This window comes from Acinetobacter sp. S-1, from assembly GCF_059579785.1.
Window position 1 is genome coordinate 472675 of the sequence record NZ_CM184207.1, and the last position, 25763, is coordinate 498437.

At 38.7% G+C, this 25763-nt stretch carries 23 protein-coding genes, 4 tRNA genes, 1 rRNA gene and 1 pseudogene; 18 read left to right on the forward strand and 11 right to left on the reverse strand.

All coding sequences use genetic code 11. The annotated features are described in order from the left end of the window. Positions 1 to 149 precede the first annotated feature (149 nt). From AC52J8_RS02320 to AC52J8_RS02335, 4 genes are all read left to right on the forward strand, one after another. Positions 150 to 240: transfer RNA gene (locus AC52J8_RS02320), tRNA-Ser, on the forward strand. Between the two features lie 10 nt (positions 241 to 250). Next, positions 251 to 327 (forward strand) — tRNA-Arg (locus AC52J8_RS02325). Between the two features lie 39 nt (positions 328 to 366). Then, a tRNA-Arg gene (locus tag AC52J8_RS02330) sits at positions 367 to 443 on the forward strand. A 106-nt stretch (positions 444 to 549) separates the two neighbouring features. Then, positions 550 to 1143: an HAD-IB family hydrolase gene (locus tag AC52J8_RS02335; RefSeq protein ID WP_086399952.1), complete on the forward strand. Its 594-nt coding sequence runs from the start codon at positions 550 to 552 to the stop codon at positions 1141 to 1143. A gap of 64 nt (positions 1144 to 1207) precedes the next feature. Here AC52J8_RS02335 and AC52J8_RS02340 read toward each other — a convergent pair whose 3' ends face one another. After that, positions 1208 to 3325, reverse strand: a complete 2118-nt coding sequence (locus tag AC52J8_RS02340) for a beta strand repeat-containing protein (RefSeq protein WP_197738963.1) — start codon at positions 3323 to 3325, stop codon at positions 1208 to 1210. A gap of 372 nt (positions 3326 to 3697) precedes the next feature. Here AC52J8_RS02340 and AC52J8_RS02345 point away from each other — a divergent pair, with 372 nt between their 5' ends. Together AC52J8_RS02345 and AC52J8_RS02350 are read left to right on the forward strand one after the other, a co-directional pair. Beyond that, complete coding sequence (locus AC52J8_RS02345) at positions 3698 to 3817, forward strand: hypothetical protein (protein WP_227504977.1); 120 nt, start codon at positions 3698 to 3700, stop codon at positions 3815 to 3817. A gap of 88 nt (positions 3818 to 3905) precedes the next feature. Continuing rightward, a tRNA-Arg gene (locus AC52J8_RS02350) sits at positions 3906 to 3982 on the forward strand. A 115-nt stretch (positions 3983 to 4097) separates the two neighbouring features. On the opposite strand, the gene AC52J8_RS02355 is transcribed toward AC52J8_RS02350, so the two are convergent. After that, complete coding sequence (locus AC52J8_RS02355) at positions 4098 to 4790, reverse strand: nitroreductase family protein (protein ID WP_068930738.1); 693 nt, start codon at positions 4788 to 4790, stop codon at positions 4098 to 4100. 223 nt (positions 4791 to 5013) lie between these two features. On the opposite strand from AC52J8_RS02355, the gene AC52J8_RS02360 reads away from it, so the two are divergent. Further along, complete coding sequence (locus tag AC52J8_RS02360) at positions 5014 to 5511, forward strand: YcxB family protein (protein WP_086399105.1); 498 nt, start codon at positions 5014 to 5016, stop codon at positions 5509 to 5511. Between the two features lie 39 nt (positions 5512 to 5550). Continuing rightward, positions 5551 to 6192, forward strand: a complete 642-nt coding sequence (locus AC52J8_RS02365) for a fumarylacetoacetate hydrolase family protein (protein WP_086399106.1) — start codon at positions 5551 to 5553, stop codon at positions 6190 to 6192. 100 nt (positions 6193 to 6292) lie between these two features. On the opposite strand, the gene AC52J8_RS02370 is transcribed toward AC52J8_RS02365, so the two are convergent. Next, a complete protein-coding gene (locus AC52J8_RS02370; RefSeq protein WP_086399107.1) occupies positions 6293 to 7540 on the reverse strand; it encodes a YihY family inner membrane protein in 1248 nt (415 codons plus the stop codon). A gap of 361 nt (positions 7541 to 7901) precedes the next feature. On the opposite strand from AC52J8_RS02370, the gene wrbA reads away from it, so the two are divergent. Further along, complete coding sequence (wrbA, locus tag AC52J8_RS02375) at positions 7902 to 8504, forward strand: NAD(P)H:quinone oxidoreductase (protein WP_197738964.1); 603 nt, start codon at positions 7902 to 7904, stop codon at positions 8502 to 8504. 51 nt (positions 8505 to 8555) lie between these two features. Here wrbA and AC52J8_RS02380 read toward each other — a convergent pair whose 3' ends face one another. From AC52J8_RS02380 to AC52J8_RS02390, 3 genes are all read right to left on the reverse strand, one after another. Beyond that, positions 8556 to 9131 carry a xanthine phosphoribosyltransferase gene (locus tag AC52J8_RS02380; RefSeq protein ID WP_002119547.1) on the reverse strand — a complete coding sequence of 192 codons (576 nt, stop codon included), beginning with the start codon at positions 9129 to 9131 and terminating at the stop codon, positions 8556 to 8558. Between the two features lie 72 nt (positions 9132 to 9203). Further along, a complete protein-coding gene (locus AC52J8_RS02385; protein ID WP_086399109.1) occupies positions 9204 to 9917 on the reverse strand; it encodes a DUF3108 domain-containing protein in 714 nt (237 codons plus the stop codon). Positions 9918 to 10074: 157 nt separating this feature from the next. Continuing rightward, a complete protein-coding gene (locus AC52J8_RS02390; RefSeq protein ID WP_086399110.1) occupies positions 10075 to 10746 on the reverse strand; it encodes a hypothetical protein in 672 nt (223 codons plus the stop codon). Between the two features lie 232 nt (positions 10747 to 10978). Here AC52J8_RS02390 and AC52J8_RS02395 point away from each other — a divergent pair, with 232 nt between their 5' ends. Then, a complete protein-coding gene (locus AC52J8_RS02395; RefSeq protein WP_086399111.1) occupies positions 10979 to 11863 on the forward strand; it encodes an energy transducer TonB in 885 nt (294 codons plus the stop codon). Positions 11864 to 11915: 52 nt separating this feature from the next. Here AC52J8_RS02395 and ybeY read toward each other — a convergent pair whose 3' ends face one another. From ybeY to miaB, 3 genes are read right to left on the reverse strand one after another with little or no spacing between them, the layout of a single operon-like run. After that, complete coding sequence (ybeY, locus tag AC52J8_RS02400) at positions 11916 to 12392, reverse strand: rRNA maturation RNase YbeY (RefSeq protein WP_086399112.1); 477 nt, start codon at positions 12390 to 12392, stop codon at positions 11916 to 11918. Positions 12393 to 12401: 9 nt separating this feature from the next. Further along, entirely contained in the window at positions 12402 to 13490 is a 1089-nt protein-coding gene (locus AC52J8_RS02405; RefSeq protein WP_002119513.1) for a PhoH family protein, read from the reverse strand. 37 nt (positions 13491 to 13527) lie between these two features. Next, the gene (gene miaB / locus AC52J8_RS02410; RefSeq protein ID WP_002119558.1) at positions 13528 to 14979 is read right to left on the reverse strand and encodes a tRNA (N6-isopentenyl adenosine(37)-C2)-methylthiotransferase MiaB; all 1452 of its coding nucleotides are present in this window, start codon (positions 14977 to 14979) and stop codon (positions 13528 to 13530) included. Between the two features lie 287 nt (positions 14980 to 15266). On the opposite strand from miaB, the gene AC52J8_RS02415 reads away from it, so the two are divergent. The 4 genes from AC52J8_RS02415 (at position 15267) to AC52J8_RS02430 (ending at position 19546) form a co-directional block, all read left to right on the forward strand. Further along, positions 15267 to 17210, forward strand: a complete 1944-nt coding sequence (locus AC52J8_RS02415; RefSeq protein WP_086399113.1) for a lytic transglycosylase domain-containing protein — start codon at positions 15267 to 15269, stop codon at positions 17208 to 17210. Between the two features lie 57 nt (positions 17211 to 17267). Beyond that, positions 17268 to 17930: a ribonuclease T2 family protein gene (locus AC52J8_RS02420; RefSeq protein ID WP_005804634.1), complete on the forward strand. Its 663-nt coding sequence runs from the start codon at positions 17268 to 17270 to the stop codon at positions 17928 to 17930. Positions 17931 to 18141: 211 nt separating this feature from the next. Further along, entirely contained in the window at positions 18142 to 19128 is a 987-nt protein-coding gene (locus AC52J8_RS02425; RefSeq protein ID WP_002119517.1) for a malate dehydrogenase, read from the forward strand. Between the two features lie 172 nt (positions 19129 to 19300). Continuing rightward, positions 19301 to 19546 carry a DUF2789 family protein gene (locus AC52J8_RS02430; RefSeq protein ID WP_032004786.1) on the forward strand — a complete coding sequence of 82 codons (246 nt, stop codon included), beginning with the start codon at positions 19301 to 19303 and terminating at the stop codon, positions 19544 to 19546. Between the two features lie 62 nt (positions 19547 to 19608). Here AC52J8_RS02430 and AC52J8_RS02435 read toward each other — a convergent pair whose 3' ends face one another. Continuing rightward, on the reverse strand, positions 19609 to 20136 hold the full coding sequence (locus AC52J8_RS02435; protein WP_002119538.1) for a hypothetical protein: 528 nt from the start codon (positions 20134 to 20136) through the stop codon (positions 19609 to 19611). A 67-nt stretch (positions 20137 to 20203) separates the two neighbouring features. Then, on the reverse strand, positions 20204 to 20809 hold the full coding sequence (locus AC52J8_RS02440; protein ID WP_086399114.1) for a 2OG-Fe(II) oxygenase: 606 nt from the start codon (positions 20807 to 20809) through the stop codon (positions 20204 to 20206). Positions 20810 to 20926: 117 nt separating this feature from the next. Between AC52J8_RS02440 and AC52J8_RS02445 the strand changes: the two genes are divergently transcribed. The 4 genes and pseudogenes from AC52J8_RS02445 (at position 20927) to AC52J8_RS02460 (ending at position 25744) form a co-directional block, all read left to right on the forward strand. Then, a complete protein-coding gene (locus AC52J8_RS02445; protein WP_002119552.1) occupies positions 20927 to 21784 on the forward strand; it encodes a 23S rRNA (adenine(2030)-N(6))-methyltransferase RlmJ in 858 nt (285 codons plus the stop codon). A 41-nt stretch (positions 21785 to 21825) separates the two neighbouring features. Then, positions 21826 to 22659: a CDP-diacylglycerol--serine O-phosphatidyltransferase gene (gene pssA, locus AC52J8_RS02450; protein WP_002119541.1), complete on the forward strand. Its 834-nt coding sequence runs from the start codon at positions 21826 to 21828 to the stop codon at positions 22657 to 22659. A gap of 17 nt (positions 22660 to 22676) precedes the next feature. Further along, positions 22677 to 23763, forward strand: a pseudogene (locus AC52J8_RS02455) (DUF6670 family protein). A 443-nt stretch (positions 23764 to 24206) separates the two neighbouring features. Continuing rightward, positions 24207 to 25744, forward strand: a 16S ribosomal RNA gene (locus tag AC52J8_RS02460). Positions 25745 to 25763: the final 19 nt, after the last annotated feature.

Genomic DNA, 25763 nt, shown 5'->3' on the forward strand with positions numbered 1-25763 from the left:
AATATCTATCTTAACAAGCGTTTGATCGAAAAAGACGAAAATAATGAGAAAATTGCTTAAAAAATAATTCATTGAACTAAAAAACAAGAAAATTTCACTATGATGACTTGAACAATAGGGTTTTAGTTTGTATTATGGCGGCTCGTTCCGGTGAGGTGGATGAGTGGCTGAAATCACTTCCCTGCTAAGGAAGCATACCTATTACTGGTATCGAGGGTTCGAATCCCTCTCTCACCGCCATTTACTTAATGCGCTCATAGCTCAGCTGGATAGAGCACTTGGCTACGAACTAAGGGGTCGGGAGTTCGAATCTCTCTGAGCGCACCAAGTAAAATAGAACGAATCGCTGAAAGGCACACAAGTTACGCGCTCATAGCTCAGCTGGATAGAGCACTTGGCTACGAACTAAGGGGTCGGGAGTTCGAATCTCTCTGAGCGCACCAACTTGAAGAATTAACCGCTTTTATAGCGGTTTTTTTGTGCCTATTTTTTAGTACTTTAAAAAAATCTAAATTTATAACTTTTTAATTATATTAGAGATAATCATAAATGAACTTAGCTTTATTTGACTTTGACGGCACGATCACTCATAACGATACATTCAGTCTATTCCTTAAATTTTCTTTAAATAAAAAAACTCAAATACTAGGTGGTATTCGACTTGCACCTTATATAGCGGGTTATAAGCTTGGATGGGTAACCGATAAAACCATTCGAACTAAACTCTGTCAGCTGGGATACGTGGGCTATAATGCGGACTCCCTAAAATATATGGGGCAAGAGTTTGCTAAAAATGTCCTTCCTACCTGTGTGCGTCAAAATGCTTTGGAGCGTATTCTTTGGCATAAACAACAAGGTGATCGGATTGTTGTTGTATCTGCATCATTAGGTGTTTATTTAGAAAGCTGGTGTCAATCTTTAGATTTAGACGTTATATGTAATCAACTTGAAATACGTGATGGTATTTTGACAGGTGATTTTATTAATGGTGATTGTGGTTATTTAGAAAAAGTAAATAGAATAAAAAACAAATATGATTTAACTCAGTATTCTACAATTTATGCTTATGGTGATACACCTAATGATTATGCAATGTTAGAGCTAGCGCATAAGAAATATTATAGATGGGAAGAAGTGAATTAATATTTAAAGATATATTAATAAATAAAGCCACTTGTAATAAGTGGCTTTATTTTAATGACTTATATTAAACAGTATTGAAAGAGTTTTCTAAGAAGTTATCGGTAAGTAATGATGTAGGTACGATAGTATGCGTTGTATTAGTTACGCTTGATACTGTCGAAGTTACACCACCGAGTAAGCTACCACCAGTTAATCCACCTAGTAAATTAGAAATAACATCTAATCCGCCTTCACCAGTCACACCGCCCGTTAAGCTACCCACGATATCTGTTACGATGCCGATAGGGTTGTCTGTACCGCCAGTAACGCCACCAGTTAAGCCGCCTAGAAGGTCGGTCACTAAGCCAAGAGGACTATCACCATCTACGCTACCAGTTAAACCGCCAAGTAAATCAGTGACTAAGCCTAGTGAGCTATCTCCACCAGTAACCCCACCAATAGTTCCTGTCAATCCACCAATGATTTCTGTTACTAAGCCAGTAGCAGTTGTGCCATTTGTAATTAGCGTATCGAGAATACCGGTAGCAGATTCAGTAGCACCTTGAATGTCTCCACCCACTAGATCAGAAATGACTTCAAGCGTGCCATTTACTGTGTCACGAGAAGTTTCGAAAGTTAATGTGCCGAGGTCTGCAAGTTCAGAAACAGGATGTTCTGCTTGTGGAAGAATGCTGATAATTGTATCTGCAACTGTATCAATGCCAGTGTTGATAATTTCAGTTTTTAAGCTTTCTACGCCCTGAAGGATATCAATACCGCCTTGAACAACATCAATCACTGGAGAGATTGGAGAGGTTCCATCACCGATACCACCAGTTACACCGCCAATAATGTCAGTAATTACTTCAAGCGGGTTACCGTCAACACCACCAGTTACACCGCCGATAATGTCAGTCACGACTTCAAGAGGATTACCACTAACACCGCCAGTTACACCACCAATAATGTCGGTTACCACGCCAAGTGGGCTATCACCACTTGTTGCACCGCCGATAATGTTATTAATAATTCCAGTAGCAGTTGTGCCATTTGTAATCAGCGTATCGAGAATACCGGTAGCAGATTCAGTAGCACCTTGGATATCACCACCAACTAAATCAGAAACAACTTCAAGTGCACCGTTTACTGTGTCACGAGAAGTTTCGAAAGTTAAAGTGCCAAGATCTGCTAGGTCTGAAACAGGATATTCAGTTTGTGGAAGAATACCAATAATAGTATCAGCAACAGTGTCGATACCAGTATTGATGATCTCAGTTTTTAGGCTCTCTACACCTTGTAGAATATCAATACCGCCTTGAACGACATCAATCACTGGAGCGATTGGAGATGTGCCATCACCGATACCGCCAGTTACGCCGCCGATAATATCAGTAATTACTTCAAGCGGATTACCGTCAACACCACCAGTTACACCACCGATAATGTCAGTAATTACTTCAAGCGGGTTACCGTCAACGCCACCAGTTACGCCACCGATGATGTCAGTAATTACTTCAAGCGGGTTGCCATCAACGCCACCAGTTACACCACCAACGACATCTGTAATGCTTCCGACAACGTCAGTAACAATACCTGTCGCAGTTGTACCATTAGTGATTAATGTTTCAACGACACCAGTAGCAGACTCAGTTGCGCCTTGAATGTCTCCACCCACTAGATCGGAAATGACTTCAAGCGTGCCATTTACTGTGTCACGAGAAGTTTCGAAAGTTAGAGTGCCAAGATCAGCAATTTCAGAAACAGGGTGTTCAGTTTGAGGAAGAACACCAATGATAGTATCAGCAACAGTGTCGATACCTGTGTTGATGATTTCAGTTTTTAGGCTTTCAACACCCTGAAGAATGTCGATACCACCTTGAACAACGTCAATAACTGGAGCAATTGGAGAAGTTCCAAGATCAATACCGCCAGTTACTCCGCCAATAATATTAGTTACTGTGTCTACAGGACTTGTAGAACCGATACTGCCAGTAACAGTACCAACGGCATCAGAAACAAGGCCTGTTGTGGTTGTTGTAAGAGTATTTGTTACTGTAGATAGAGTATCTGAAAGTAAACCAGAAGTTGATATCTGGCCTTCAATAGAAGAACTACCAGTTACAGTAGTGTTCACCGATACAATATTACCCAAATCTTGAGTAATTTTTGATATCGAAGATACGAGGTTTGTTAGTAAGAACATGTTGGTCTATTTCCTATATAATTTTGTATTTTTAAGTAAGTATTATTTATTGCGCTTTATAATTAATGAGATGTGTATCTCAATAATTGCGATTTAGTATTGGTTAGATCTCAAAAGCTGTCAATGTGTATTTTTAGTCACATTTTTTGTTATTAAATAATATTTAAAGAAATAATAATTTATTTAATTTAGACATAAAAATAATAATAATTTTTATATTATATAATTTTAACTAACTATTTTTTTAATCATATTTTCACTTATTTGAGGCATTATCTTAGTCAAATTTCAAACAGTCTTATAATGGTTAGGTTCAACCAGAAATATATTATTTATATAATGTTGACTAAAACAGTAGCCTTTATGTTCTAGATAGATGGCAAAAAGCTTCAAAAATTCTATAAAACTTATTTGAAAAAAAATATTTCAGATACATCTTTGGTGAGCAAAGTTTCAATAACTTTAGCTACAAAGCTATGTAAACTAGAGTGATGGCTAAGAACTAGACGTTTGATGACAGAAAGATGAAAAAAGGCTTCCTAAGCCTTAAAAAATGCGTATAATGCGCAACATCAAGTACGCGCTCATAGCTCAGCTGGATAGAGCACTTGGCTACGAACTAAGGGGTCGGGAGTTCGAATCTCTCTGAGCGCACCACTTGAAGAATTAACCGCTATTTATAGCGGTTTTTTTGTGCCTGTTTTTTATTATTTTAATTTAAAAGCTAGTGCTCATGGCAACCAGCTCTTAAATGATTTGAAGTTGAAAAAAATTAGCCAAATGTTTTAAAACGGCTTTCGTCTTCAATAAAAGCTTTTTCACCTGCTTCGCCTTCAATTGAACCAAATACTAATTGGGCTCTTAGTTTCCATTGCGCAGGAATATCAAAAGCAGCATTAATTTTCTCATCGATAATTGGGTTGTAATGTTGTAAAGAAGCTCCAATACCTTGCTCAGCCAATACATTCCATACTGCAAATTGTGCAATTGCTGTTGAGTGTTCAGACCAAACTGGGAAATTATCAGCATATAATTCAAATTGCTCTTGTAGACCTTTAATCACATCTTGGTCTTCAAAAAATAAAACTGTACCAGCACCCGCTGCAAAACTTTGAATTTTTTGTTCAGTTCCAGCCAGTGCTTCGGCAGGAACAATAGTTTTTAATACATCTAAAACAATATCCCAGAAATTTTGATGAGACTCATTAAATAAAATTACAATGCGAGATGACTGAGAGTTAAATGCTGAAGGGCTATGTTTGACCGCTTCTTGAATTAACCCTTCAATCTCCGAAGGAGTATGTTGTAAGTTTTTCCCGATCGAATAAATAGAACGACGTTTTTTAATTAATTCTAAAAAGCTTGGCTGATTGAAAAGAGGGGACTCTTGAGTGGCTTGAGTAACCACATCTTTTGAGACTGTTGCTTTTTGATTTAAGCCAAATAATTTTGCAAAGAAAGACATGAGACATTCCACTAAGAAGGTAATGCTCTTATGGTAGAAATTTTAAAAACTGAAATAAGCTCAAAAAATATGAATCTACGTTCTATATATGCAACGTAGTTGATCTTCGAATCTCATAATAAGCTCTACTTTTAAACAAAATAAAAAATAGCCTTTGATTCATTTTAAAGCTGAAATGAATATGCTCTAATAGTTTCGATTTATTGAGTATTGATGCAGTGCAATGACTGAGCAAAAAACAGCTTTATCTTTACGTTACTATTTGAATTTAGAAGAGTCACAAGATGGATTTTCATTAGTGACATTTGGGAAAAAGCAATTTACCCGTTTTCTTACACCTGCAATTAGTATCGCAATTATTATTTGGGGATTTTATTTAGGTCTCTCTGGTGTTGGACGATATTATGTCGGGTTAGGCGTATTTTTTCTGGTGATGCAAGGCCTGATGCGTTACTGGCTTTTACCTATGTTATTTAAGCGTCAATTTGTTCGTTACCAATTTGGAAAGAGTGAGCAGGGAATCGATCTATATCAAGATTATTTTGAACTATATGCTAATGGCCGTAAGCAAGTAGTGCAGTATGCGGATGTACAAACTTTTGCTAAAGGTAAGTTGACCTACATGCTTGAGCTAAAGAATAAAACTGTAATTATTGTACCAAAGCGTGCCTTTGCACAGGTTTCAGATCAAACCATATTTGAAAATACATTTAAGAAATAAATTTTTAGAATTATTAGCTGCAACAACAAAGGAAGCCTCATGAATACACGTCCTTCAAAAATCGTTTGCGTGGGCAGAAGTTACGCCGATCATGTCAAAGAATTAAATAATGCTATGCCTGAAAGGCCTATATTATTTATTAAACCGCCTAGTAGCTTGATTGGTTTAAATGACGGTATTTCTTGGAATCCGGCTTGGGGCAGTTGTCATTTTGAGTGTGAATTGGTTTTACGTATTGATCAACCTTTGAAAGGTGAAACTGACCCTGAAAAAGCTTTAAAAGCGGTTGGGGCAGTGACTTTAGGCCTTGATTTAACAATGCGTGATTTACAGAATGATCTGAAAAGTAAAGGCCACCCATGGGAGCGTGCTAAAGCTTTTGATGGTGCTTGTGTTTTGGCAGACTGGGTCGATTTGAGCGAAATTACAGATTGGCAAAAGACCAAATTCACTTTCCATATTAATGATGAATTACGTCAAGATGGAAATACTGCACTATTAATGTTTACTATTGGTGATCTGTTAACTGATATTAATCAGGTATTTTCACTAGAACCGGGTGATGTGATTATGACAGGTTCACCTGCTGGGGTTGGACCATTACATGCAGGTGATCAGTTGAAAATGACATTAAAAGGGGCAACGCAAGATTTTTCATGGGAAACTTTTGTAAAAGCATAACTTATTCTAAGTTGCTAATAAAAAACCCTATTATTTTTCAATAATAGGGTTTTTTATTGGTTAGGAATGAATGTTTATATTATTGAATGGCTCTGTTGTATTATTTCTCTTCAAAAATTGTTGAAAGTGGAATAGAAAGTTTGGCAGCTAAATAATCATTAGACTCGACAAGAGCTGGTCCAATTTTTTCCATCCACTCATCGTCATCGTGTATATTTTGAACATCTTGACGTAAAGGTAATGGGTATGGAAGTGCTGTAAAAAAACTCCAGAAATCAACTTGGGACAAATTGCGTGCTAGAACATATTCATCTTTATCGGTGCGTTTAACCAAATTTTGTTCTTCAAGTAAAAGTACATAAGCTGGCCAACGGCCAATTTCTCCACGCCCTAAAATTTCTAAAGCTTCTTTGTCACTTACGCTTTCACCGAGTTTTTGCTTTTTATAAAATAACTCAAGAACATCTAATAACATTAGAACAGGGTGCCGTTTTTGCTCTTTACCTGAATGAAATGCAGTTAAAGCAAAACTTACTTCTACTCCTAATAAAATAATATTCCAAGAAAGAAAGATCCATAGAAGGAAAATGGGTACTGCTGCAAATGCACCATAGATAAGTTCATAGCTAGTAAAATTTGACATTACAAAGCTAAAAAAGTTTTTGAGTATTTCAAAAAGTACAGCACTTAAGCAAGCAGCTATACCTGCTGAATATATAGGCACTGTTCGATTTGGAATCGTCCAGTACAAAATGAAAAAACCAACAATAGTTAATAGAAAAGAAATAAACCAGAGTATGAACGCTCCATCAAGTTGATAGCCAGCAAAGTTATTGCTAAGAACATTCATTGAGGCAACTGTAGATGAAATGACGAATGCGCTTCCTAAAATAATTGGGCCTAAGGAGATGATCGTCCAGTAACGCATAAAGCCCATAATGCCACTACGGGTTTCTTTAACGCGCCAAATACGGTTAAAGACAGTTTCAATCGAGGTGAGCATTAAAACTGTAGTGACGAATAAAAACAGCACACCAATAACGGTTAAGTTGCTAGATTTTTCTGTAAAAGCATTTAGCGCTTTATCAAATGCGATCGTGCTCTTTGGTAAAAAATTACTATAAATTAAATGTTGGAGCTGTTGTCTTGCGGGTTCTAACGCTTTAATGGAAGAAATAATTACTAAAAAGACAGTTAACATTGGCACAACGGCGAATAGCGTTGTATAAGTGAGAGACCCAGCTTGTTCGCGGCACCGATCAGCTTCAAAACGCTTAAATACATATAAAACGAACTGAAACCAGGTCTTATTATAAAAAGGAAGCTTACTTAAAAAACGTTGTAACATGCGTTGTCTATCCCGATTTTTTTAATCATCATGTTGGGCGATTGATAACTTATCAAAGTATGAGCTTAAATACTCAAATAGTAGATTAGAGCAAAACAATAACTTATAGAATGAAAGACATTCTGTAAGTTTACTAGGTGCTATATAAAGAATTGTAGCCATAAACTTTTTTCAAAAAAGTAGGCTTTCTGTTGTCTGGGCAAGGGTTTACCAAAAGTAGATAAACCTTTTACCCGACGAGTTCAAGAAATTTGCTCGCGTTATCTTTTGTGCTACAGCATCAATCACCGCTAGAATTTCATAAAATTGGTTTCGCCAAAAAAATAAAAAATCCCGTATAGTGTTCTTTTTAACAAAATTTATGAAACCGATGCAACCTTACATTCTTGTACTCTATTACAGCAAATATGGTTCTACTAAAGAAATGGCTCATTTAATTGCCAATGGTGTTGAGTCTGCGGGTATGTCAGTGAAAATTCGGACAGTACCAAATATTGCTCCAGTCGTCACAATCGCTGAGCCAAGCATTCCAGAAGAAGGGGATATTTACTGTACCTTAGATGATCTAGCGAATTGTGCAGGTTTGGCGTTAGGTTCGCCTACCCGTTTTGGCAATATGGCAAGTGAAATGAAATATTTTTGGGATCAAACGACGAGTCTTTGGCTCAACGGGGCATTACATAATAAACCTGCTTGTGTTTTTACTTCTTCTGGTTCAATGCATGGTGGGCAAGAAAGTACTTTACTCACTATGTTACCGCCGTTATTTCATCATGGGATGATGATTATGGGATTACCAAATGCAATTCCAGCATTATCTAACACTAAAACAGGTGGAACACCTTATGGCGCAAGCCATGTAAGTGGACCGCGTCATGACCAAAACTTAAGTCAGGATGAAAAGATTTTGTGTGAAGCTCAAGGCAAACGTTTAGGAGAGGTTGCCAAAAAGCTTTTAGATTAATTTTGAGCAAATAAAAAAGAGCGGATATCCGCTCTTTTTTAGGTGTACATCTTATTCTTTTACAAAAGTAACTTTGCCATCTGTAAGAGAATGAACACGTGCTAATGATTCAACTCTATAGCCTTTTTCTAGCAATAAATCACGACCCGGTTGGAATGATTTTTCAATCACAATACCTACACCAACAACTTCTGCATTTGCTTGGTGAATTAAATCAATCAATCCTAATGCTGCTTGACCATTCGCCAAGAAGTCATCAATAACTAATGCTTTATCAGTTGAATGAAGGTGCTTATTTGAAATCGCAATAGTACTTTCAGTTTGTTTAGTAAAAGAAAATACTTTTGAACGATATAAATCATCTTTTAACGTCAATGATTGATATTTGCGAGCAAAAATTACAGGTACACCAAGTTCTAAACCTGCCATGATTGCAGGTGCAATACCTGATGCTTCAATGGTAATAATCTTGGTAATCCCTGCATCTTTAAAGCGAGCGGCAAATTCTTTACCAATCTGCTGCATTAATACAGGATCAATTTGGTGGTTTAAGAAAGCGTCGACTTTCAAGACTTGATCAGATAGAACGATACCTTCTGTTAAGATTTTCTGTTCTAGTGCGTGCACGGGAGAATCCTCTAGACGGATGCTTTTTAAAGCAAATGCGTATTTTAAAAAGCATCCAAAAAAATGCAAGCTTTAATTCGTCTTACCTGTATAACTTGTTAATAACAACCCATAAGAAGTTTTACCATCAATATGGCTTACTTTAACAGGTAAATAGTCTAATTTCGGTGCTAGCCAAAAGATTGTGCTGCGTTCAGGCTTTTTGTGTTGTAAAACGACTTTAATGGTATCGAATGTTCCATAAGAGGTTTTAATTTTCTCATTACCTTGTTTTACAAATCGACGGTTTTCAACTTCTTTTGCATCTGCAAGGGGGTAAGATGCTTTAAGAGAACCATTTTTTAAGTCTTCACGAAGCTGTAACTCTGCATTTAGCTCATCAAGAACACCTGCCTGCCAAGCGAATGAACGGGCTTTATCATCTTTCTTTGTAGAAATGATTTTGCTATTGGGATTGAAGTTAATACTCATAGTGTTGTTATGAATCAAAATTTTGCTGGTGCGGCTAAAACTTTGAGACCCGATTTTGCCATTAGTGAAACTGAATTTACTTGTTTCACTTGCAGAAGCAATTCCACCTGCTTTTGCAGTGAAATTATAAGTCCAGTTATTACCTTGCTGGCTTAAGGCACGTGTAGCCGTACCCATACCCTTGTTATTATAAGTAAACTGATAATTTGCCTGAAATGGGCTCATGGCAAGAGCATGACTTGAGAAGCCTGCAAAAAGCAAAGTTGTTGAAATACCTGTTGCGATGCCAAATGATTTCAGAAATTTTGTTGCCATAAGTAAGTATCCTTGTACAGACTAAAAAGTCAGTGCTGATGCATCTGTAACTTAAACATATTATGCCTGTTGATCATGGAGAAAAAATCAGGATTTATGCTAAATGTGTAATCTATTTGTGTTTTTTGGCAGCCAATTAATTTTCATTTATAACGATTTATTCATCTTTTTGCTGGATTGGCGTTATTTCTGAATCTTCTAATTCATCTTCAAAATCGTCATCCTGATCACGAGAAAGTAAGGCTGCTAAATTCACATTTCCAAACACGACTAACTCAGCTTCACGAACTCTTGCATAATTTACATGTACTTTGCCTAAAGTCTCGATGATGCTGGCTTTTTTACCAAACCAACGATTGAGATCAAGGAATAAAAGTTCGTCGCGTTCTTCTGCTACATTAAAACGTTCAAGAATCATCCCTAATGGATCTTTTTTCAAAATTTTATGGTAGTAAAAAACTGCGGCTTTTACGGCGATTTTTTGCCAAAAGTTTTTATATTTCGCCTCGATAATTTGTGTATTGCTAATTTGTTCAAAAACTAAAAGTTGTTGTTCTTTATTAAATTCCATCTGGATCAGTTTTAAATCAACCGATAATGTGGTTTCTAAACCTTTTACGTGCATGGTTGCATATAATCTTAACCAGTCATGATAAAGATCAGCATGTAGGTCATCTAAAAATTCAACATTATTGGTGACATAACGTTGCAAAGTGGCATTCAGAAAGGTTTGCGATAATGTAAAATCTCTTTCTTCCTCAATGAATGCTTCTGCTTTTTTATAGACTTTTTGAAGACGTCTGACTAATGAGGAAAATAGCGTTTGCATAAAAGAACTTCCAGAAGATAATTTACTAAAGAGCCCACACAATCTTTATTATGATAAAAAACGGGTTTTGATCTTGCAGTGTAACAAATTTAATTGATACATTTTGACAAAATGAAAATGGATAAAATCCTATATTTGAAGTGAATCACACTTTTATCCAGATTTGAATATCAGTTTATGTTTTATTCGGTATTAAACCGTGGGGAAAAGGCATTTATATGCTTTTAAGATTATGTTGAACAAAAGAAGTCTATCTATAGAGTCTTTTCATTATTGGTGGAAAGACCAAGTCTTTATTGCTGCAACAATATTAGCAATCTTACTGCATATTCTTGTATTGCTCATTAACTTTGCTATGCCTAGCCCATCAGAGCAGTCTACTAAAGAAATTGCAATTTCAATTCGACCAACCAATGAGCCAGTTGTTCAGGCAGATTTTTTGGCACAAGCAGACCAGCAGGGTTCAGGTGCATTTCGTGAGGCTCACCGGACTTCTAGTGATACTCCAAATCCGATGCTTAATGATGCTTCAACGGGGAATGCAGAGTTAGAAACTTTGCAAAAGATTCAGCAACAACGAGAGCTTAAATTTGAAGAAAAAGTTCTAATGACGGTTTTAAGTTGGCAGAAACAAGCTGATGCAAGTCAAAGAAAAAAAGAATTAGAACAACTACAAAGTCAATTTCAAGCAAAAGCTGCGATGGTTGCAAGCCTTGAAGCACAATATTTGCAACGTAGACAAGATTTTAGTCGCCAGCAAAAAATAAAAACAGTAGATGGAATTCAAGCGAAGAAAGATGCCTCGGCTGCTTATTTAGATAAGTTTCGTGAAAAAGTAGAGCTTTACGGTAATCGCTATTATCCCGAAGAAGCGAAACAACAGCAGCTCAAAGGTGAAGTTCGTTTAATGGTGATTTTGAACGCTCAAGGCGGAATTCGTGCAATCCGTTTGCTTGAAAGCTCAGGGCATTCAATACTTGATGAGGCTGCAAAGTCTTCAGTACGTCGCGGTGCGCCATTTGGGCATTTTGATGCAAATATGAAAGATATTTCGGAGTTGCGTATTGTTCGTACTTGGCGTTTTGATCCAGCGGAAGCTGAATTTGAGGTTCACTAATTAAAAAAATGTGGATAGCTTTTAGGATATCCACATTTTAAGAATCATCGCATTATTCCTGATAAGGATTTGAAATATTAAGTTTTGCTAAAATTTCAATTTCTAAGCCTTCCATCTCTTCAGCATCTTCATCACTAGTTTCGTGGTCATAACCGAGTAAATGTAAAACACCATGAACTAATAGATGTGCAAAATGATTTTGGGCAGTTTTTTTCTGCTCTAATGCTTCTTGTAATACCACCGGAATACAAATAACTAAATCACCTAGAGGTAAGGCATCTAGCATTGGTAAAACTTCTTCGGGAATATCACTTGGAAAAGATAAAACATTAGTCGGTTTATCTTTTTCTCGGTACTGCAAGTTGAGTTGCTGACTTTCGTCCAGATCAACGCAAGCAACCCCAATTTCACAATCTTCTTTATAACCAACGTGGCGTAAAGTTGTCTCAATAATTTTTTTGAGTTGAGCTCGTTTGAGCTCTAACTCAGGTGATTGAAAGTCTTGTTGTAAACTTAAACTGATTTTCAAAATGAATCCTTAAGCATCCTGATGTTGCAAGTCTGCTGCTGTATCGTTTTCAGCAACTAATGCTTCTTGACGTGCTTTGCGTTCAGCACGTGCTTCAGCATTAAGACGCTGTTGTTCACCATCCCATCCTTCATACGCTTCAACAATTTTTTGAACAAGTTGATGACGTACAACATCACGGGAATGGAAACGGGTAATATGAATTTCTTTAATATTCTCGAGTACACGTAGTGCATGTGCTAAACCAGATTGTTGGCCTCGAGGTAAATCTACTTGGGTAATGTCACCTGTAATCACTGCACGAGAACCAAAACCTAAACGGGTCAAGAACATTTTCATTTGTTCAGGCGTTGTGTTTTGAGCCTCATCCAAAATTACAAATGAATGGTTAAGTGTACGACCACGCATATATGCAAGAGGTGCAACTTCAATCACTTGACGCTCGATTAACTTGGCAACTTTTTCAAAGCCGAGCATTTCGTAAAGAGCATCGTAAAGAGGGCGTAGGTATGGGTCGATTTTCTGAGTTAAATCACCTGGTAGAAAACCTAACTTTTCCCCAGCTTCTACAGCAGGACGTACAAGTAAAATCCGTTGGATTTCATTACGTTCCAGCATATCTACTGCGGCGGCAACTGCTAAATAGGTTTTACCTGTACCCGCAGGGCCAACACCAAAAGAAATATCGCTTTGCAAAATACGCTGTACATAGCGTTTTTGATTGGCACCACGTGGGTTAATACGCCCTTTTCGAGTCTGGAAATAGACATCCATTGGTGCATCATGTTCATCCATCTCTTCTCCAACTAACTCGAAATTACGTTCAGTTTGAGAAGATTGGATTAACAGATGCAACAGATCCGCACTGATTTGCTGGGATACCTCAGACTCTTCGTAGAGTCGTTGCAATAATGCCTCGGCTCTCCCAACAGCATCTATCTCACCATCGATATGAAAAACATCTCCACGATGAGTAATTTTGACATCTAAACGCTGTTCAATTTGCTTAAGGTGCCCATTATAGGCACCCAAGATGCTCTTTAAACGTTCCATTGAAATTTCAGGAAATGTTACGGTACGTCGAATCGCTGCAGTCAAGAGAAAACCTTTCAGTAGACTTTAGAATACCTCTACATTACGCCACGTCAGGCTCAAGATTCAAGAGCTCACCGTAAACTAAATTTAAAGTTTTAATTTCAGTAATCTCGATCTCTGCAAAACGTCCTACCCAAGAAGCATCACCTACAAAAGTAACTAGACGTGTATTATCGGCTGTACCTAGTAAAATATTAGGGTCTTGGTCCGAAACTTTTTCAATAAGAACACGTTCAATTTTGCCAAGCATTGCATCAGTTTTTTCAATGCTAGACTGTTTAATCACTTTCTGAACTTGAGCTAAACGCTCTTTCTTAACGTGCTCAGGCGTAGTATCAGGCAAGTCTGATGCAGGTGTACCTGGACGTTTTGAATAAACAAAACTATACGAGTGATCAAAATCTAAGTCTTTGATAAATTGAAGTGTTTCGGCGAAGTTTTCATCGGTTTCACCAGGGAAACCAATAATAAAGTCACTCGATAAATGCATATCTGGACGTATTTTTCTTAATTTGGCAATCTTGTCGATATAAACATCAATCGTATGATTTCGCTTCATTGCCTGTAAAACATCATTTGATCCACTTTGAACAGGTAAGTGTAAATGCGACACCATTTGAGGCAAATCTTCATAACACTGAATTAGCTCGTCAGAGAACTCAAGTGGATGCGATGTTGTATAACGTAAACGTCCAATACCTGGAATTTCTGCAACGAGTCGTAACAATTCAGGGAAGGTACAGATACCACCTTCAAAGGTTTCTCCGCGATATCCATTTACATTCTGACCCAGAAGTGAAATTTCACGGACACCTTTTTCCGCAAGACCTGCAATTTCTGCAAGTACATCATCTAATGGACGAGAAACTTCTTCACCGCGTGTGTAAGGAACTACGCAAAAAGAACAGTATTTAGAGCAGCCTTCCATAATAGAAACGAATGCTTTAAAGCCTTCTACACGTGGTTCGGGTAAAAAGTCGAATTTTTCAATATCTGGGAAAGAAATATCAACCAGTTTGATTTTATCTTTTTTAGGTTTTTCTACTTGAGCATTATGTTGATCAAGCATTTGCGGTAAACGGTGTAATGTTTGTGGACCAAAAATCATGTCTACATAAGGCGCACGTTTTTGAATGTTGTCACCTTCTTGAGACGCAACACACCCACCGACACCAATCACAAGATCAGGATTTTTGTCTTTTAGTTTGCGCCAGCGACCTAATTCACTAAATACTTTTTCCTGCGCTTTTTCGCGAATAGAACACGTATTCATGAGCAGAATGTCTGCTTCATTAGGGTTGGTCGTCAAAACGTAACCGTGAGAATCCCCTAAAAGGTCTGCCATACGGTGACTGTCATACTCATTCATTTGACACCCTTGAGTTTCAATATAAAGTTTTTTTATTGAAACATCAGTGGTGTGCGTTGGCTGGGTAACAGTGTTTTCTGAGGCAGCTTTGGCACCATTGGGAATGAAGGTTTGAACCGTCATGCAGGCTCCTAACAGATCGATCTAAAAAAGAATAAATTGGCCCAAAATGGGTCAAACCATCTATTATAGCAGTATTTGAGCTGAACCGATAACAGTAAACTTTCAGAACATGACACAGTTTTTGTGAAGTAAATTAGGTGAATTTTAATGATGTTGAATCATAGAGTTACATAACACAACAAAAGAAAGCACGAAGAATAATTAAACTATGCGTTGAAGGTGAATAGTCAGGGTTTAGCATATATATGAGACCAAGTAGAAAGAGCTCATCAATCCATAGTCGTGTAATGAAAAATAAATATATGCATCGTAGCTGGTTAGGAGCTATGTGTTTACTTGGTTGTTCATTTACCTATGCTGCCGAAGAGCAGTTTAATGATGCACTAAATGCTGCAAATAGTGGTAATACAGCGTTATTAGACCAATATCAGCTTGCTATGCAAAATGATGTGTTGGGATACTATCCAGAATATTGGAAACTTAATACAAACCTTGGCTTTCAACCTACTGCCTCTATCGTAAGCTTTGCTCAACGCTATCCACAATCAGCAATGGCTGAAAAATTAGCAGCCGATTATGTTGAAGAAAAAGTTAAACAAGCTGACTTTGCATCTGCACAACCCGTCTTATCTTATGTCACCAACCCCGACCAAGCCGAAAATTGTGCTTTGGCACAGGTGCGGGCGAGAAGTGGTGATGCATTAGTTTTTGCTGAATATAAAGATGTTTGGTTAGCAACTGAGTCACAACCAGAATCTTGCTTAGGTTTAGGGCGCATGATGTTATCTAGTCCTTTAATGAGCGCACAAGATAAACAACAGCGTCTGTGGGTACAGCTGCGTGCAGGTCTGTCTGGGCAGGCGCTTGCTACAGCACAGACTTTGGGTTTGAATTTGTCTTTGGCTCAGCTTAACCAAATTCAGGCCAACCCACTCAATTATTTATGGAGTGCGCCTAAAACAAATGATGCAGATTATGCTTATTTGATTTTCGCGTTAGGGCGTTTAGCTAATAATGACTTAAGTAATGCTTTTTCAAATGTGCAGCGTGTTGCCCAAGGTACGCCACAAAATGTACAAAAATATTTATATCGTACGGTAGCCTATATTGGTGGCACCACGGTAATGAAAAATAATTTTAATCGTGAAGTTCTTCAATACTTTGATGCAAGTTATGGTTATCCATTAAGTCCGGAAGAAGCTGAAATTTATGCGCGTCAGGCGATTCGTTTTGGCGCGTGGGAAAGCTTAATCCGTGCGATTGATAGTATGACCGTGACCCAAAAACAAGAAGACCGCTGGCAATATTGGCTTGCTCGTGCGACAGAGCAGCGTGGTGATAGTGCTTCTAAAGCAACAGCACAACAAATTTATAGAAAATTAGCTCAGGCTGGTGATGACTATCATAACCTTTTAGCAAAAGATCGCTTAGGTGAGCGTTATAACCACCAACCTTATGATGATCAGCCGACAGCAAGTGATTTAAGACGTTTAGATCAGAATATTCACTTTAACCGTGCTTTTACTTTAAGACGTATTAATGCAAATCCAAGTTATACGAATCGAGAGTGGAATTGGGCAGTTCGTCAAGCTTATCTTCAGCACGATGATGGGCTACTTTTAGCTGCGGCAAAGCGTGCTCATGATATGGGATGGTATGATCGTGCAATTTATGCAGCAGATCGTACAACAAATAAGCATAATGATACTTATCGCTATGTGACTCCACATAAGACTAATGTCGTAAGTCATAGTTACAATGCAGGAATTGATCCAGCATGGGCTTATGGTTTAATGCGTCAAGAAAGTCGGTTTGTTACTTCTGCGCGTTCTCACGTTGGGGCGGGTGGTCTTATGCAAATTATGCCTGATACAGCGAAGTTGATTGCACGTCAAATGGGTGAAACTTATAATCCGGCTGCATTAAATGAAATGAATACCAATATTCGATATGGAACATTTTATTTGTCGATGATTCAGGGACAATTAAGCAATAACCCTGTTTTGGCGACAGCAGGTTATAATGCGGGGCCTAATCGGGCTAGACGTTGGCAGCCGGACTATCAATCAATTTCGGCTGACCAATATACTGAGACAATTCCATTGTTAGAAACCAGAGACTACGTCAAGCACGTTATGACGAATGCAACACATTACGGCGTAATATTGGGTCAAGGCGCCCAGTCGTTATCGCAGCGTATGAAAGTCATCCCAATGCGTACGTCGCCTTAACTTTAAGGTGGTTGATGATGGATCTTCTTTTAATTGGCATATTCAAGTTTTAATTAAATGAAATATAGATATTTGGAACTTCGTTCAATTTTGCAACTTGCATGGTGGCTCATCTGTGCGGGAGTAGGGTTGATGAGTTCCGTTTTACATGCCGAACCTGTTAATTTACAGGGGTATGTTATGCATGTGCAAATGACACCTGCCGCATGTGCATTAGATCCCTCTAAACAAAAACAACGTAAATGTCTTGAAGGATATTCACTGACAATTACAGGTCTCATGCCAGAAACAAACCAAAGTAACTGCTCAACAGACAGTTCTGCAACCTTGTCTCCATTGCAAGCCAAAGTCGTAGCTCGGGTTATGCCTGATAATAATGCTCGTGTACAGCTATGGAAAAGTGTAGGCGGATGCGTTCCTATGAATGCAAGCCAATATTTCCGTACGGTTATTAATTTTGCTGAACGTTTAAAAATTCCGGCCAGTCTCACAAGTTCAACAAATGTTGAAATGCAGCAATCCGCTTTAAGACAGCAGTTTGTACGTCTTAATCCGAGCTTACCTCAAAATGGTATCCGTTTTAGTTGTCAATTATCACGTTCGGATGTGGTCTTAACGGAAGTGAAAGTTTGTTACACGGTAAAGGGCCAATATAAACAATGTGCAAATCATGTGGTATCGAATTGCCCTGGTGAAATCATGATTAAAGGTAGTTATTAAAGTTTACGAACATTTCGTAAGGAAATGCTGACCATACATTGAATCTATTTGTAAAGATTAATTTGTATTTTCTATCAGACTTTTGGTGAAAACGAGTCGCTTTTACATGCATCTGCCAAATCTTTAGAGTACAATCTTTGCCGTTTATGATGATTTGGTTAGATGGAATTCCTATTTAGCCCGATTAAGGACACTCATTGGAGACAATTACATGAAGCAACCCGTTCGTGTTGCCGTGACTGGCGCTGCAGGTCAAATTGGTTACAGCTTATTATTCCGTATCGCAAGCGGTGAAATGTTAGGTAAAGATCAACCTGTTATTTTACAATTGCTTGAAGTTCCAGTTGAAAAAGCACAACAAGCGCTTAAAGGCGTAATGATGGAACTTGATGACTGTGCTTTCCCTTTATTGGCTGGCATGATCGGGACTGATGATCCGAAAGTTGCATTTAAAGATGCTGACTACGCGTTATTGGTAGGTTCTCGTCCACGTGGTCCTGGTATGGAACGTGCTGACTTGTTAAAAGTTAACGGTGAAATTTTCATCGGCCAAGGTCAAGCATTAAACGAAGTTGCTAGCCGTAACGTTAAAGTATTAGTTGTAGGTAACCCTGCTAACACTAACGCTTACATCGCAATGAAATCTGCTCCAGATCTTCCAGCGAAAAACTTCACAGCGATGTTGCGTCTTGACCACAACCGTGCGTTGACTCAAGTTGCTCAAAAAGCTGGTGTTGCAGTTGCTGATATCGAAAACTTAACAGTTTGGGGCAACCACTCTCCAACAATGTATGCTGACTACCGTTTTGCAACTGCAAATGGTGAAAGCTTAAAAGACAAAATCAACGATCCAGCTTGGAACAAAGACGTATTCCTTCCAACTGTTGGTAAACGTGGTGCTGCGATCATCGAAGCGCGTGGTTTGTCTTCTGCTGCTTCTGCTGCTAACGCTGCAATTGACCATATGCGTGACTGGGCGCTTGGTACAAACGGCAAATGGGTAACTATGGGTATTCCATCTGATGGTTCTTATGGTATTCCTGAAGGCGTTATGTTCGGTTTCCCTGTTACAACTGAAAACGGTGAATACAAAATCGTTCAAGGTTTAGAAATCGATGAATTCAGCCGTGAGCGTATCAACTTCACTCTAAACGAGCTTGAAGAAGAGCGTGCAGCAATTGCTGACATGGTAAAATAATTCATCAACTTGATGAGTTAAAAAAAGCACTCTTTAGAGTGCTTTTTTATTGAATTCTGAAAAAGCAAACACAAAAAGCAACAAGAAAATATAGACACTATCATGCAAGTAAAAACGTTTTATTGTTAGATTAGTTAATAGATGATTTAAAAGAAGTTATAGGAGAATAACAATGTTTGAACAGCAACCGACTTTAGAGCTTTTATTTGATCAGTTGGGTTTAGATTCTGATGAAGAAAGTATTGAAAACTTTATCAAAACACATCAATTGCCAGCCGAGCAAAAATTACATGAAGCCTCTTTTTGGTCAAAAGGTCAAAGCGATTTTTTGAAGAGTCATTGGGAAAAAGATGATGAGTGGATTGTGGTGATTGATGAGCTTAATGAACAACTGCATGAAGACAGTGTGAAAAAATAAGTTCAAAAAATAAAGCCTGTTTTACAAGTAATACGTAAAACAGGCTTTATTGCATTAAGAGTTTAATGTGTCTTTACTTTTAATTTATCTTTATACCATGGCTCATGACGTACAAGGTCAAATACAGGTTGGCCATGAAGCAATTCAAGATCACATGTAGACGTTGATAAATATTTAGTTAACCAATGTCTTGTTAATGCTGACTCTTGTCGTGCTGCTGACGCATATGCCAAGAAGAAATAGATATCAGCATGTTCATGATGTGCTAATGGCTTCAAAATTTGTTGAGTAATCAGCGCAAAACGTTTTTCTTTATTGAGTTCAAAATAAAGCATATAGGCTTTGGCTAAATGTAAAGACAAATTAAGATATAAGCTCAATGGCATTTCTTCATATTCCATACGAGCTTGTTCAAGCAGAACAATAGCTTCTTGTAAGAAATGAAGTTGTTCTTGGCGAACACGACTTAATACTACAAGTTGCATGCGTAACTCAGCACGCTCTAAAGCAAGCTCAGGCGTATTTTCAGTCAAATAAAGTTGGTCTGTTTCACCAATTCGGTTCACAATTGTTTTACTTTCAATAGACATACGCCATCACCTTTTTTAATCAATAGCTCTTATATCGGGTTCATTTAGCAAATTTAAAGAGTAACCTTTAGACCCAAATGGAATTTCCACTACGAAGCCAAGCTGTAATAGAGAGTCTTTGTTGTTTTGAAATTAATACTTCATGTAATAAATCACTTTGAAATATTACCAGTCGATTGGGTTCAGGATTAACAATATGCCATTTCTCATTTTTATCTTGTAGTCGCAATTGTCCACCCCAATCTTCTTGCCATTCTGGATGTAGATAATAGACAGTTGAGATAATACGATCATTTTTTTGTTGAGGATTGTCTCGGTGTAAAGCATAAAATTCACCCAAATTATAACGAGCAAAATGAGCTTCAAACTCTTTAATACCTAAATAGAATGCTTGATTTAGACTTTGTGAAAATAAAGTTAAGGTTTCAATATGTTGCTGAGCAATAGGGAGCCGATCATTAATCCAGAGAATATGGTCACTACGAATATTACTTACGACGCCGTTTTGAATGCCTGCTTCTCTAAATTCATTCATATGATGGCTACATTCTTGAGAAACCTGTGCGCGATATTGATCTGGATATGCTTGATTTATAATGGCAAAGCCATGCGCATTTAAATCATCTAAAATTTGATCCAAATTCCATGAATCAGGAAGTGAGTGAGAGTGCATATAACCTCGGGTAGATCGTAAAAATATCAAGCAGCTCTATTTTAGATGATCACAACCTTACGAAAGAATATTTTTTTCATGTTAAACTATTTGTTGAATTGAGGAATTAAAGTCAACATGAATTACCGTCACCATTTCCATGCGGGCAACTTTGCAGATGTTATGAAGCATGTGCTTTTGCTACAGCTTCTCAACCGTTTAAATGCTAAAGATAAACCTTATCGTTATATCGATACGCATGGAGGGGCAGGCAAATATGATTTATCTCTGGCACCTGCACAAAAGTCTGGAGAATTTCTCACAGGCATTCATCGTCTAGTTCAACTATCTGAAATGGAAAAGCGTCAGGCACCTGAAGCAATCCAACAATATTTGAAGTTAGTCGAACAATTGCGTTCTGAAGAAGGTAAGGGAAGTTATCCTGGTTCTCCTTGGTTTGCCCTTCAAGGCATGCGTGAAATCGACAAAGCGACTATATTTGAAATGCAGCGCGATGTATTTCAGCAATTACGTCATAACATTCGTGATAAACGTGCAGGTTTACATGAGCGCGATGCATATGAAGGCTTGCTTGGCGTAATTCCGCCAAAAGAAAAGCGCGGTCTGGTTATGATCGACCCTCCTTACGAATTAGAACGTAAAGACTTTCCGCAATTAGTTGAACTTTTACAACAAGCTTATAAAAAATGGCCAACAGGCGTTTTTGCAGTTTGGTATCCAATCAAAGACCGAGCGATGATTGAGCGTTTTGAAAAGAAAATGTTTAAAACGGGCATCCGCCGTCAGTTAGTTTGTGAAATTTGTGTATGGCCAGATGACACACCTGTAGGTCTAAATGGTTGTGGTCTATTAGTGATTAACCCACCTTGGCAGTTCTCTGAACAAGCAGACCAAGCACTACAGTGGTTATTCCCGCATCTTCGCATGCAAGAAACTGGTGGTCATGCTGCTGTTCGCTGGTTGGTAGGTGAGTAACAGTTAACTTAAATCAATGCACATGTTTGGAATAGAAAATAATGACAAATGCGCCTAAACCAGAGCAAGATTTAACTCATAATGAACATTCATTTGATGGGATTACATTTGAAGTGGTTGAAGAAGAAGATAATCCGGAAGGACAAAAAGTGAAGCGCCGAGGTATTTATCTTTGGCCTAACTTAATTACAACCGCTGCTCTGTTGTCCGGTTTCTATTCCATCATTGCAAGTATGAATGGGGATTTTAACCAAGCGATCTATGCCATTTTTATTGCAGCGCTATTAGATGGCTTAGATGGTCGAGTTGCTCGAGCAATTGGCGCACAAAGCGCTTTTGGCGAACAATATGATTCTCTCTCAGACTTGTTAGCTTTTGGTGTGGCTCCAGCAATGCTGATGTATAGCTGGAGTTTGCATGATTTAGGCCGTATTGGTTTGGCTTGTTGTTTTGTCTATACAGCCTGCGCAGCCTTCCGACTAGCGCGTTTTAATGTGCAAATTGGCGTTGTTGATAAGCGTTATTTTATCGGCATTGCAAGTCCACTCGCTGCTATTATCATTATTTCACTCGTCTGGGTTGCTCGCGATTATCCTTTCATTTTTGATTTACGTGATATTGCGATTCAAACTATTAATGCTGTTCTTATGGTAATTGTGGGATTACTCATGATTTCCAATATTAAATATTATTCTTTCAAGCAGATGGATCGTAAACGCGTTCCTTTTGTAGTTATGTTGCCAGTAGTACTGATTTTTGCGGCAATCACTTATAATATTCCAATGGGCATTTTGACAGTTTCAATTATCTATGCTCTATCTGGTTTTGTTACGACTTTATTTGCACGCAAGAGTAATGAAACACTAAAAACATAAAATAGAAGAGGTTCAGTATGCCTAAGTTGATAAGTGAAATTAATCAATTACAGCAGCTGGGCCCTAATGCTAAAGAGGGGGTTGTTTATCAACCTTCTCGTGGCTTTTTTAAAATTGTTTATCAAGGCTTGATCCTTCCAAATTTACCAACCCCACTTCGTTATTTTAATTATATTAGTTTAGTGGGACAGCCACGTATTCCTCTGTGTTATAACACCCATAGCATTACAACTTCAGCTATCGACACTGCAACAGTGCTTGTAAGTAATAGCCAACATAGTGTGGGACATTTAAAAACATATTCTATTCGACGCCAATGCCAGTTTGATTCGGCGCTATATCAATTTGATAAAACCGACCTGATTCAATGGCAAATTCCCATGATTCGCCTTCAGCGATTAGACTCGGAAATGGGGTGTGATCTTACAATTCAGATTCCAGAAAATATATCTAATACCTCTGCTTTGCAGTGGGGCGTTTCTGACTATTGGTCAACACTATGTATATGTGAAGGTGAAATTTTTTATAAAGGACATAAATATCAAATTGAAGGGTTGGGGCGATTTAAACACGCGCGAGCTTTGCACTTGCCGTTCTTATCTTTATGTTTCTATACGTGCCAAATTATTAACTTAAATGAAACGACGCAGCTTACATTCTTACAAATAAGAAATCAGTGGAATATCATCCTATGTTCAAGATTAGATATTCAAGAATTTGGGAAGCCTGTTGAAAGTTTTACAGAAGACGTAAATTTACATATCCACCGAGTTTATCCAAAGGTTAAAACACCGAATGGTAAAGAGATGTACTTGCCTAGGGAGTTTTCTTGGCAATGTGAGAAAAATAGAAAAATAATTTTTGAACTTTATGCACAAAGCCGAGGTGACTATAAGTTTGGTTTGGCGGCGGGATATGTGGGAAGCTTTCAATATCAATTAAGCTGGAATGAACAGTGTCTGCAAGGAGAGGGTGGATACTGTGAATATATTGATTGTCGCCCACTTAGATGGCAAGAAAAGAATCAAGACGAGAAAATTTTAGATAAATTGATGCTTTTACAACCATGTTTATATAAAAAATGACTATTTTTATCATTTCTGATTAAAAAGCGAACTGTTGTTGCACTAATATTAAAAAAGGGGTTGCAAAGGGGATGAGATGGTCTATAATGCACATCCATCGGCGGTGATGCAGATAGAAACTTGTTGAAAAACAGTTACTTGTGATTAAGTTAATTGCTTTAAGTGATGAATTTGATGATAAGTTGGTTTGATAGATAAGTTTTAAAAATATCGAAATTACCTGTTGACTTTTAAGAGATTAAGAGTAATATAGCCGACCTAGCTTGCTGGTGACGAACCAGGAAGAAGATCATTAAGAGAATTGAAGAACAACTTGTGTGGATTTTTACTGATTGATTAATCGAAATAATTTTCATTGATTGATTGGTTTAAATTACTCGAAGTTTATTTGAGCGAAATTTAAGTCAGTAATTGATGAGCCAGAATTGGTACCTTGTCTTTAAATAAGGTACAAAATGATTTTAACTGAAGAGTTTGATCATGGCTCAGATTGAACGCTGGCGGCAGGCTTAACACATGCAAGTCGAGCGGAGAGAGGTAGCTTGCTACTGATCTTAGCGGCGGACGGGTGAGTAATGCTTAGGAATCTGCCTATTAGTGGGGGACAACATTTCGAAAGGAATGCTAATACCGCATACGTCCTACGGGAGAAAGCAGGGGATCTTCGGACCTTGCGCTAATAGATGAGCCTAAGTCGGATTAGCTAGTTGGTGGGGTAAAGGCCTACCAAGGCGACGATCTGTAGCGGGTCTGAGAGGATGATCCGCCACACTGGGACTGAGACACGGCCCAGACTCCTACGGGAGGCAGCAGTGGGGAATATTGGACAATGGGCGCAAGCCTGATCCAGCCATGCCGCGTGTGTGAAGAAGGCCTTATGGTTGTAAAGCACTTTAAGCGAGGAGGAGGCTACTTTAGTTAATACCTAGAGATAGTGGACGTTACTCGCAGAATAAGCACCGGCTAACTCTGTGCCAGCAGCCGCGGTAATACAGAGGGTGCAAGCGTTAATCGGATTTACTGGGCGTAAAGCGCGCGTAGGCGGCTAATTAAGTCAAATGTGAAATCCCCGAGCTTAACTTGGGAATTGCATTCGATACTGGTTAGCTAGAGTGTGGGAGAGGATGGTAGAATTCCAGGTGTAGCGGTGAAATGCGTAGAGATCTGGAGGAATACCGATGGCGAAGGCAGCCATCTGGCCTAACACTGACGCTGAGGTGCGAAAGCATGGGGAGCAAACAGGATTAGATACCCTGGTAGTCCATGCCGTAAACGATGTCTACTAGCCGTTGGGGCCTTTGAGGCTTTAGTGGCGCAGCTAACGCGATAAGTAGACCGCCTGGGGAGTACGGTCGCAAGACTAAAACTCAAATGAATTGACGGGGGCCCGCACAAGCGGTGGAGCATGTGGTTTAATTCGATGCAACGCGAAGAACCTTACCTGGCCTTGACATAGTAAGAACTTTCCAGAGATGGATTGGTGCCTTCGGGAACTTACATACAGGTGCTGCATGGCTGTCGTCAGCTCGTGTCGTGAGATGTTGGGTTAAGTCCCGCAACGAGCGCAACCCTTTTCCTTATTTGCCAGCGAGTAATGTCGGGAACTTTAAGGATACTGCCAGTGACAAACTGGAGGAAGGCGGGGACGACGTCAAGTCATCATGGCCCTTACGGCCAGGGCTACACACGTGCTACAATGGTCGGTACAAAGGGTTGCTACCTAGCGATAGGATGCTAATCTCAAAAAGCCGATCGTAGTCCGGATTGGAGTCTGCAACTCGACTCCATGAAGTCGGAATCGCTAGTAATCGCGGATCAGAATGCCGCGGTGAATACGTTCCCGGGCCTTGTACACACCGCCCGTCACACCATGGGAGTTTGTTGCACCAGAAGTAGCTAGCCTAACTGCAAAGAGGGCGGTTACCACGGTGTGGCCGATGACTGGGGTGAAGTCGTAACAAGGTAGCCGTAGGGGAACCTGCGGCTGGATCACCTCCTTAACGAAAGATTGACGATTGG